The organism is Candidatus Paceibacterota bacterium (assembly GCA_028714275.1).
GTDB lineage: Bacteria > Patescibacteriota > Minisyncoccia > Phycocordibacterales > CAINVO01 > CAINVO01.
Genome location: JAQTMP010000029.1, coordinates 1 through 9,443, shown reverse-complemented (window position 1 = coordinate 9,443; position 9,443 = coordinate 1). Strand labels below are relative to the sequence as shown.

The window sequence follows — 9,443 nt, the reverse complement described above, 5'->3', positions numbered from 1 at the left end:
ATAGTTGCTGACCACATTACCCAAGAAAAGAGTGACCTGAGTAAGACCGAGCACTTGAAGAGATGAGATCAAAAAGAGGACGATGATAAACCATTTGACCAAACCGCCTACAAAGGCGCCCGAGTTTAGAGGAATACCTCCACGCTGGAGAGCTCTTTCGAGACCAGCCTGACGAAGAGCATGATCTACTTTCAAAGCTTTGAAACCTTGTTCGATGAGTCTTGCAATAAAAGCTCCTACCATCCAACCGATGATAAAGATGATGAGCGCAGCAATAAGATTGGCTGCAAAAACGATGACTGCTGGATAGAGTCCCTGGAATGTCTCTCCGAGAGCCCCTCCCCATTGTGAAAACAACATATAATATTAATGATTAAGCGAATAAACTAACAGCTGAATTATAACACGCCTAGGCGGTCGAGAACGACCTCATGTGGATAGTCGAGCATGTCCCGGACAAGTCTGTCCTGCACACCTAAACGATACTTAAAGTCCACAGTATCGAGGACGGTATAGTTGAGTTCTTTGCCTATCTCTGATTCTAAATTTTTGACAATGTTGTCTAGGGTGCCTTTTTTGATATTATCCCCCACTATCATCATATCTATACGACTTTCCCAAAATTGGATAAACACTCCCGACAAAATGAGAGCTTTGATGCGGCCTGCCCGGCTGAGACGCTTGACCACTTCGAGATGGTTCACTGGAGAAATATTGATCAAAACATTTTGCAATTGATGAAGATACGGAAAGGCCGGATTGAGGACCCAGGCGCTTCCCCTGCCTGACCTGGTTGCTCGTCTTTTTACCATGTGCATCCTCTCGAGGACCCCGAGCTCGCGACGCACTGCGGGAGCGGTGGCTTTTGTTTTGCGGACAATTTCAGCGGTTTCATAAACCTGTTCAGGATTGAAAAGAAAAAGACGCATAACCTTGACTTTTACAGCACTTCCGAAGATTTTTTCTAAGATTTCCATACCAGAGGATTATAACATTTAGGCCTCAAATAGTAAAAAACAAAAAACACACGCTTTTGGGAGCACGGATATTTTTCTGCTGAAAAATTCCTCGTGCTCGCTCCGTCGAGCCTCGCAAGGCTCCCAAAAGCGTGTGTTTTTTGTTTTTTACTATTTGAGTTCTACCTTACCTCCAGCGGTTTCGATTTGCTTTTTGAGAGCTTCGGCTTCTTCTTTCTTCATACCTTCTTTAAGCATGGAAGGAGCGGCATCTACGAGATCCTTAGCCTCTTTAAGACCGAGACCGAGGACTTCTTTGACCACCTTGATGATGGCGATCTTCTGAGCACCAGCATCTTTGAGTTCTACGTTGAAGCTTGTTTTCTCTTCAGCGGCAGGACCGGCAGCGGGGCCAGCGACTGCAACCGCAGCAGCTGAGACTCCAAATTTCTTCTCGAGGAATTTTACAAGCTCGTGAAGATCAAGGACTGACATAGTTTCAATTGTTTCGACTACTGACTTAAATTTTGAAGGAGTGGCTACCACTTCGGTTGCCTCGGCGGGAGCCACTGTTGTTGTTTCGTCTGACATAATTTTTATTGATTAATGATTAATTAAGTAATGAGTTAAAAGTTTTACGCTTTCTTCTCGGCGATGGCGTTGAGAGCGATGACTAGGCCCTGGAGCGGAGAGTTGATGAGATTGACAAACTGAGCACGGAGCACTTTGAGAGGAGGAATAGCGGCAATTGAAGTCATTTCTTCCTTGCTCATATATTTTCCTTCAAAAATACCTCCGAGGATAGCAAGTTTACCTTCAAACTTTTTTTGGAAATCATACACTTCTCGAGCGGGTGCGATCAGATCGTCACCATACGCAATAGCGAGTTCTCCATCAAGCGAAGGCATCTCCCCTTCCAATTTTTGCTCTGCAAGCGCTTTCTTAGTGATAGTTTTCTTGGCTACCATGAAGCTAACTCCGTTGCCGCGAAGATTTTTTCGCAGATTGGTAGAGTCGGCCACAGGCAAACCATGAAAATTCACAAAGACGGCTGACTGAGATTTGCTCAAAGCATCTTTGACTTTGGCAAAAATCTCATTCTTTTGGGTTTTTGAGATTGGCATTTTTTGGTGGCGGTGAAAGCCGCCACATGTGATTTTGGTTGATAATAAAAAAACGACCTAAAAGGCCGCCAAGAGTGGTACTAAATATCAGAAATAATCTGAAACTCGGTACGGGAAACCTCGATAGGGCTTAGCGCTTTCGCTGCCTATTGTCTTTGGCCTTCGGGTAGAGATTAGCATACTAGACAGAAAAGGGCAAATTATCAAAGACTCAATTAGAGCCCCTTCAAAAGATACGGGTAGGTCGAGGTAGAAAAAGTAGCGGGAAAATCTGTCGTGAGAATGTCTCCTTTGTGAATAAAAAAGGGGCCATAAGTGAGAGTGGTGGAAGGGTATTTTATGGCTGTAGTGATATATCCATCTTGGAAACCTCTGAGACGCAGGGTGAACATTCCCTGCGGTCCTCCAATGGAAACATTGTCCGTGCTATCGTAGTGCTGATAGACACTGTTTGGAAGCTGCTCAATCCCCACCTTCATGCTTGGGTCACGATCAACCTCCTCACCCGCAATGACTCCAGTCGCCCACCCTTTCGGGTTGATCAAGACAAAAGTAGCGTTTGCATTTGGAGAGGTGGTCACTTGTAAAATATTTGATCCAGAAATGACGTTGGGATTTTCGGAAAAAGAAAGGCTCGGGCCAATGGATAATCCATTTGGCCTTTGCGTACTTGTCGAGGTGGCCATGGACATATACCAAGATCCATTTGAAGCCCTGACAAATAAGGCACCCTCTTCTTGTTGAGGGGTAGGCTCTTTAGGTGTCTCCTTTTTGGGGGAAGGTTTTGGGCTTGTCACAGGGATTTGAGTTTTAGCAGAATTTGAGCGAGCAGCAGCAGTGGATATAGACAGGCTAGCTGAGGATGTAGAGGTGGCCGTGGAAGTAGCGATTGAAATAGCCGCTATAGAGTCAGGCTGAACACTAGGAGCCAAAGGATGAAGGTTTGGCTGAGAATGATTTTCGAGAATTTTGTTGAACAAAAGATTGAAGGCGAGTCCGAAGCCAACCACCAGGACAACCGTGCCCACGATACTGGACGCCCAGATTAATTTTTTATTTTGAATATTCATTTATTTGTTTTTAATTTTTAGGTTTTATTGAAGTGCAGCTAACAAGTCTAGCAAGTGATCTACCATACTAGACATTATATCGCTTTGCTCTTTATTAAGCTTGTTTTTATGACGTAAATGCTCACGCTTACCAAATTTTTTTTCATCTCCTCTTTCTGAAATTTTTGAGATGTTTTTAGCCCAAAGCTGGATAGCCGTCAGGACTTTTTTACTGCGACCAAGCTTGAACATCTTTTCTACCCGATCAATTTTTTTAATCAGGCGATCTTTAACCCCAGACGAAACATCAAAAGTAGCCACTGTCTTTTTTATAATCTCCAGGTATACCAATGGATCCTCTGTGTCTTTAGGTGAAATGACCGTATCAACCTTTCCATCCCCATCAATATCCAAATTTATTTGGGCTGTTGGATAAGTGTCTGGATAGGTATTGTCTCCCAGAAAAGCAACCGTGGCTTCAGTTAATGGTGTCACTGGAATATTCTTGAAGGTAGTGGTGTGAATAATTTTTTCACCATCATGAGCCTCAACTACGAAACTAAATTCTCCAAAACCTGTGCCTTGAATACTGGCCGTCACGTTTTTTTCAACATCCTGCCCTGCAATCGCTATATATTTTACCCCATCACTTTCTAGGTACGTACTATTAGGAATATCCTGAGTGACCAGCGAGAGCGTAGAGGTGCTAGTGTGAACGCCCGTTTTTTTACCCTGAGGATCAGAGAGCGTGATGTCAGCGGGTGAATGTACTGAGAAGACAGAAAAATAAGGACTTATCATCGGCGGATAGCCAAGTGAGATATTTTTATCGCTAGGTATATTTTGAGAAAATAGAGACCAGAGCAGACGCTGCGTAACGGGAGCATTCAAAATATTTTGATGCTGATAAGGTGCGTCGTTGTTTAAGTTGTAGTTAAAAAGATCAATAAAATAAGTGTTGGCGTAGCTCTGAATACTATTGAAAGCGACAGTCGAGTCCCCCCAATTTGATAGATCTGGGGCATGGCCTACTGTGGGTTGGGGACAAATATTCTGAAGAATGGGATCATCAATCACACAGGTCGAAGTGGCCATAAAACTAAGGGCTTGGACTGTGGGCACTCCTACCCCGGCCACCCTCACAAACTGAATACCTTGTGGGGGGCTCCAATTGTCCAGATCTTCATGTAGGGCTATCGCTTTTTGAAAAAGATTTTGATTGCCGCCAGCTTCAAACATAAAATTTGAAAAATTATTTGGATCTCTTATGTTTTGACCATAAACGGACAGATAATCGGAGGTCGTACTGGCTAGGCTGGCTGCAAAATTAATTGTTGGGACTGTGGCTGTATTGAAGTATTCTTTAGAGGGTAATAGGTTGTAGGCCATTTGGGCATTTTTAGCAAACTGAGCAGCGGTGGCTTCAGTCAAAATCAAACCATTGAGGATGGCCTGACCATCGCCATACAGGAGAGCGCCAATTGCTTGTGGAGTCCCTTTTTCGGGCACAGCGACAAAGATGATTTTATCTATAATGTCCTCCTTGCCGATCTGCTCCAAGGCCTTAACAAGTTCTTTGGCCACTAAACCGCCATTGCTATGAGCCACTATGGTGATCTTTTTGGTCTTTGAATTTTTGGCTAGATAGAGAGCTTCAGCTAAGGGTGAAGTGGTCCCCACGTCAGTCTTGATGCCTTGACTGATGATTTTATCAGGAGGTAAACGCCAGTCATAAGGTAGAGCCTTCCAATCTGAAATAACGGGTGAAGCTAAAGTAGAAGTAGATGACGTGGAATCAACCAAACTATCCATAAAATCTCCGAAAGCTCCGTAAATATTGATGGCCCCGAGTGGTCCAAAAATATTGGTCTTTTTAATAATGTCTCGTGTATACACATCGTCAATACTGGTGCCATCATCCTTTAAAAATAATTTTCTAACGTCCCCTTCCCTGTTTGGTTCCCACAATTGATTTTCAAAAAAGGTGCCTTTTTCGTACAGGCGACTGCCCTCAATCCCAGGAATGAAAAGTACGGAAGAACAACAGTTTGGTTTTTCCCCATGTACGGATCCATCTGCGTTTAACCAAGGATCAACCAAAACCCCTTCTGACACTTTGGTCCCTAAGCCTGTATGATTATCAGCCAGACGATTTGGACCGGAGTCATCACCCCAAAAATTGTAAGCAGCACCAATTGTGGATGTTGCCCCTTGAATAAATCCTTCATTGATAATGGCTACATTCGAATCTTCTTCAAAGGTGCTTGAGGCTACCTCTATGCTAGCCCCAGGCCCAGTTTTCAGATTGTAGTTTCCAGCCAAGAAGTGAACGTTTTTAAAGATACTCATGGTGAGCTCAAGAGGTTTTGCAGGATCTATATTCACTAAATTTCCCAGCTCATCAAACTCGGCGTAATCATTGATAAAGTCCATTGACCATGATGGGCCCGAAAAAACAATAGGCTCTGAAGCTGTCGCACTAGTGGCTACAATAGACCCGAATACACTGATAGAGGTTCCGGGCAAAAAATCCACCTCTACCCCAGGCTCTATGGTCAACTGGACTCCGGACATGATAGTGAGAGGTTTTTGGACTAAATGAGGTGAGTCAGTCTTTCTCCAGGTAGTATTTTCAGTAATAAATTGATCTCCAAGTATCGCAAATGCTTGGACTGAATGAACGGGTAAAAGGAAACCGACAAGGAAGAGAAAACCTGCTAATAAAAAGTCATTTAAATGATGGGTATGTTTTTTCATACCCACATCTTATCTGTCAGAAGGCAGAGAAAAATCAACAACCCCTAAAATTTTGCTGAAAATTGAAATCTCCCTACATTATTTAGATGTGTCAATAGGGTTACAGCCAGATAATTCGATCGAATTTTTAGAAGAAGCAAAAACTCCATGCAAGCAGGTGTACTGATGATAAATTCCGGCCAAGATAAAAACTATAAAACCTATAAATAAAATCCCCAAGAATCCCGTAATAAACTTGAAGGCGGTTTTATCAAACATGGCTTTCTAAAATAGATATTCTATTTTCATGATTATTTAGACTACTAGCTGTAATCCCCGCCAAAAACTCAACTTTCTCATCAATAAGGATCTCGATTGAATCAAATCTCTTATCTACAGTAGCAAACTTCTTTACCATTTCTAGGATAGTGCTCTCGAGAATATTAAATCTTACATCGATCAGATCAAATCTTTTATTCATTCTCTTTTCAAAAAGACCAAAGAGCTGATCCGTTGCTTCAAACTTTTGATCTATTTTTATAAACTGCTGATCAACCTTTTCAAATCTTTCATCAATTTTTGCAAACCTTTCGTCAATCTGAGTAAATCTCTTATCGATCTCTGCAAATCTTTCGTCAATCTGAGTAAATCTCTTATCGATCTGCGCAAACCTTTGATCTATCTGTGCAAACCTCTTATCTATCTCTACGAACCTTTCATCAATCTGTGCAAACCTTTGATCTATCTGTGCAAACCTCTTATCGATTTGCGCAAACCTTTCATCGATTTTTGCAAATTTTTTATCTACTTCTTTAAACCTCTGATCCATTGTCTCATTTATTTTATTAAATTGACCTGTCAGAGTAGTCGAAAAACCATCCATGAATCCAAGAAAATCTGCCTTTGTAAGATATGGTGACTCTATCATTTTTGCCATTATTATATGTGTTAATTGTAATCCCTCACACCCAAGGCGCAAGATTGACTCTATCTTACATATGTCACATAAATTTCCGCTCAAAAAAACCTAAACAAATACCCAAAATATTGCCTCCAAAGTAAGGGTTTTTGTTTTGGATAGTAGTCGAATGGTAGATTCTTAGTATAAAAATGCTAAACACTTGAGGGAGACTCACGGAGGCTGACGAGCCGAGTGTGAGGAAAAAAGTCAGCAGACTTTTTATCCGTGCTCCCGAAAGTATTTAGTATTTTTATACTAAGAATGTACCAGTACTTAATACCCAAAACAAAAAACCACCCCTTTCGGGGTGGTTTTTTGTTTACTAAACTAGCCTTTCGGCCAACCTAGTAGCATCGTCAATTGCTTACTTGATGAAGTTAGCAGCTGATGATGTCTTGTAATCCTCTAGACCATAAGTCTGAGTGATTGTGTTAGCACCGACAACCCACTTGACTGATGTGATAGCAGCGTTATACAAACCGCTGTATGTAAGAGCCGAGTTAGGAATCTGAGCTGTAACTGTTACAGAAGCTGTTGAGCCATCTGCAATGTTATTGTTTGGAATTGTCACAACGTTTGTTGTAACACCAGCTGAGATTGGGTTAGCTGTTGATGTAGCGAAGACTACTACGAAGTCACCGTTTGCAGGCAATGTCATAGTACCTCCCTGTGCTGTTACGTTGAATGCAAATGTTGCAGTCAAAGCAGTAGTTGAACCCTGTTGGTTCTGGCTACCAGCACTGATTGTAGGAGCACTAGCAAGTGTCAACATAGGAGCTGCTGTGTAAACGTATTGATTTGCGTTTGTAACAGGTCCAACTGCTGTTGCAGAACTACCGTTAGGTGTCTGGTAAACAACGTTGTTGATAGTTGTACTTGCGTATGTGCCGTTAACAGTAGAAACACTGAAGTCACCCTTGATTGTGTAAGTCTGGATTGTGTTCTGTGCAACTACTGATCCTGCTGCTGAGTCTAGATTGTTGAATACAAGTGAACCATTTGCTGCTGGTGTGATTGATTTCAACAATGTTGAACCCTGGTACAAGTAGACAGTTGTAGGCTGTGTACCTGAAGCAGTTGATGAAGCGTTGACTGTGAGCAATGTTGAATCGCCTGAGTCTGACTTCAAGTTGAATGTTCCAAGAACAACACCGTATAGAGTGTCTCCGTTAGGATTTACTCGGTAGTTTTGTGAACGAAGTGACTGTGACGCTGCTGAGAGAGTCAAAGTTGAGTTTCCTGGTTTAAGGAAAGTCTGTGTTCGTGTGAAGCCTGAACCGTTAATAGCGTAGAAGCTACTTACATTATTGCCTGAGATAGCTCGGACAGATGATGAGTTGTAACCCTGGATAGTAGCGATTCGTGTGTTGTCAATTGAGTTTGTACTAAATGTAAAGGTAAGAGTCTTTGTAGCATCCTTTGGAATGACAAAGTTGATACCTGAAACACGGTAGTAGTAAACCTGGTTCTGATCCTTTGTGAATGTACCGATAGATACAGGAATTGTCTGGAGCAATGTTGAACCATCCCATACTTTGATTGTGTTAATCAAAGTTGCTGGGTTTTCAGTAGCGCCACCATTTGTGACAGCAACCTGAAGGTCAACAGTCTGAACAGAAACATCAGCAATACGAGCTCGGAATTCAATACCATATACAGGTACATCTGTCTGAGTTCGGATGCTTGCGTTGTCTGAAGGTGTTGAAGCCAATCGTACATCAAGAGTACCTTCTGTTGAACCAGTTGTGATAGTTCCAGTTGATACTGTTGAGCAAGGCTGACCTGTTGTACTGCTGTAAGCTGCACCGGCAACACAACCTGCTGTTGTAGATGTAGTTGTAGTAGTAGTTGTACCACCCATTGAAGCAATAGCTGCTCGAGTGATTGGACCAAAGTAACCTACTGCAGGTGAGATATTGTTAGCAGCTTGGAAAGCAGCAAGAGCTGCCTTTGTCAAACTACCAAAGTATCCTGTTGGAGCAGAAACTGCTGTAAGGAATCCTTTGTTGATCAAGATCTGCTGAAGAGCTGATACATCAGCGCCTCGGCTACCTACTGTGAGGTTTGTACTAAATGTGTAGCTCGAAGTTGTTGTTGTCATTGTGTCTGCAACAGCAACAGTGGCTGTAAGCACGAGTGCTAGAGCCAAGATAGCTACAACATATTTTTTTGTTTTTAACATGTTTTTTTAATTTTTAAATAACCTCTCCTGAATTAATTATAATTTGATAAAAGGAGAAATTATTTTTACTAACTTATTAATACTAACGCTAACTGACGTCGACTAACGTTGCGGAACCTTTGCGGGCCCGTAGAAACACTGAAATGTTTTGATGCTATCTTCGCATTTCAGAATTACTACTGGCCCGCACACTATTCTTGCTTCATATTTCATCGACACTGCAATATAAAGAAAAAATTAATTTTCCCTATTGTTATGTGATGAATCGACACAAAGCGAGAAGAGCTTATGAATTTTGGTCTGCGTGTCTGGGTTTCGGTAAATAAAGAAAAAGTACGGGCGTGCGGTACTGAGATATTTGTTTATCTATTATATTGTCAACGAGCTCGAAAATCTGATGAAAAAGCTGCTACCGAACGGAATATAAGGATTATA

8 protein-coding genes are annotated in these 9,443 nt (G+C 42.0%); all 8 read right to left on the bottom strand.

The window, feature by feature from the left end:
• A partial coding sequence (locus PHF79_03050) for a hypothetical protein (protein ID MDD5318768.1) occupies window positions 1-360 on the bottom strand: 360 nt, incomplete at its 3' end.
• A 38-nt stretch (window positions 361-398) separates the two neighbouring features.
• Window positions 399-977 (bottom strand): hypothetical protein, encoded by a 579-nt coding sequence (locus PHF79_03045; protein MDD5318767.1) that lies wholly within the window; start codon window positions 975-977, stop codon window positions 399-401.
• Window positions 978-1,127: 150 nt separating this feature from the next.
• Window positions 1,128-1,547, bottom strand: a complete 420-nt coding sequence (rplL, locus tag PHF79_03040) for a 50S ribosomal protein L7/L12 (protein ID MDD5318766.1) — start codon at window positions 1,545-1,547, stop codon at window positions 1,128-1,130.
• A 44-nt stretch (window positions 1,548-1,591) separates the two neighbouring features.
• On the bottom strand, window positions 1,592-2,080 hold the full coding sequence (gene rplJ / locus PHF79_03035) for a 50S ribosomal protein L10 (protein ID MDD5318765.1): 489 nt from the start codon (window positions 2,078-2,080) through the stop codon (window positions 1,592-1,594).
• Window positions 2,081-2,295: 215 nt separating this feature from the next.
• Window positions 2,296-3,150 carry a hypothetical protein gene (locus tag PHF79_03030; protein MDD5318764.1) on the bottom strand — a complete coding sequence of 285 codons (855 nt, stop codon included), beginning with the start codon at window positions 3,148-3,150 and terminating at the stop codon, window positions 2,296-2,298.
• Window positions 3,151-3,174: 24 nt separating this feature from the next.
• Window positions 3,175-5,886, bottom strand: coding sequence for a hypothetical protein (locus PHF79_03025; protein ID MDD5318763.1), 2,712 nt, complete (start codon window positions 5,884-5,886; stop codon window positions 3,175-3,177).
• A gap of 250 nt (window positions 5,887-6,136) precedes the next feature.
• The gene (locus PHF79_03020; protein MDD5318762.1) at window positions 6,137-6,802 is read right to left on the bottom strand and encodes a hypothetical protein; all 666 of its coding nucleotides are present in this window, start codon (window positions 6,800-6,802) and stop codon (window positions 6,137-6,139) included.
• A 388-nt stretch (window positions 6,803-7,190) separates the two neighbouring features.
• On the bottom strand, window positions 7,191-8,975 hold the full coding sequence (locus PHF79_03015; protein MDD5318761.1) for a peptidoglycan-binding protein: 1,785 nt from the start codon (window positions 8,973-8,975) through the stop codon (window positions 7,191-7,193).
• Window positions 8,976-9,443 lie beyond the last annotated feature (468 nt).